Here is a 602-nt window from a genome sequence, read left to right as displayed (position 1 = left end):
GGACGTTGTGCGCTATTTTACCTTAACAAAATCTATAACTCACTATGAATAAAATTTATGTGCTTATATTTCTAACACTTTTTTCATTCGCATTTACTTCATGCGATCCTGGATTAATGAATGAATATATAGTTGAAAATAATAGTGATTTTGATCTCAAAGTTGTAACGAAACTTAATATAAACAAAAGATCGATTTCAGAAATTGATTCCATAAAAATTATTCATATAAAAAAACATGAAAGAGCACAAATTATAAGTTATGGAGAAATTGGACGTGTTCACGATAAAGAAAATGAATTTTTAGAAAGTGTTGACTCTTTATATATAACTTTTAACAACAAAAAAATCAAAGAAGAATTTCTGAACAGAAAAAACTGGAAATATAAAATTATAGACAGAGGATACTTTAGTATGGCGAAAGTTGAGTATGTTTTGGACATAAATAATAACAATATAAAATAAAAACAGCGCACAACAGCGGTTTCACGAAATGGCGGGCTGTTTAAATACCTCATGTTTTTTCTTCACGAAAAAACATTAAATTTAACCGAAAATAAATCGTCCGCTAAATCGCCACTTCGTGAAGCCGGCGGGACGTTA

Annotated in this window: 1 protein-coding gene; it reads left to right on the top strand. The window is 29.4% G+C overall.

Annotated features, from left to right (window positions below; all coding sequences use genetic code 11):
* The first annotated feature begins 44 nt into the window (after positions 1-44).
* Positions 45-464: a hypothetical protein gene (locus tag EQG63_RS12145; RefSeq protein WP_129436642.1), complete on the top strand. Its 420-nt coding sequence runs from the start codon at positions 45-47 to the stop codon at positions 462-464.
* Positions 465-602 lie beyond the last annotated feature (138 nt).

Source organism: Flavobacterium amnicola, from assembly GCF_004122165.1.
GTDB lineage: Bacteria > Bacteroidota > Bacteroidia > Flavobacteriales > Flavobacteriaceae > Flavobacterium > Flavobacterium amnicola.
Note: the sequence above shows the minus strand (reverse complement) of the source record. Positions and strands in the feature narration are given on the sequence as shown.